The following is a 241-nucleotide window of genomic DNA, read 5'->3' as shown; positions in this document are numbered from 1 at the left end:
GAGATGCACCCCAGGCGGCACAGCCCGCGACCGGTGCTGGCGCTCCCCTGCGGCACATTGGCATCTACGGATATCGGGCAGGCTTTTTGCGTCGATTTCCCCAGTTGCCACCCAGTCCACTGGAAACGGTGGAATCGCTCGAGCAATTGCGCGTGCTTTGGCACGGCGAGCGCATCGCGGTTCACCTGTCTGAAAACGCGCCAGGAGCCGGCGTGGACACCCCTGAAGACCTCGCCCGCGT

General features: G+C 64.7%; 1 protein-coding gene. It reads left to right on the top strand.

Annotated elements, in window-relative coordinates:
- Window positions 1-241, top strand: a 241-nt coding sequence (locus tag B2W70_RS12480) for a cytidylyltransferase domain-containing protein (RefSeq protein WP_414631059.1), incomplete at both ends; no start/stop codon positions are given.

The sequence above is a fragment of the Aquabacterium sp. UBA2148 genome, from assembly GCF_002328915.1.
In the GTDB taxonomy this organism is placed as follows: Bacteria; Pseudomonadota; Gammaproteobacteria; order Burkholderiales; family Burkholderiaceae_C; genus Aquabacterium; species Aquabacterium parvum.
Note: the sequence above shows the minus strand (reverse complement) of the source record. Positions and strands in the feature narration are given on the sequence as shown.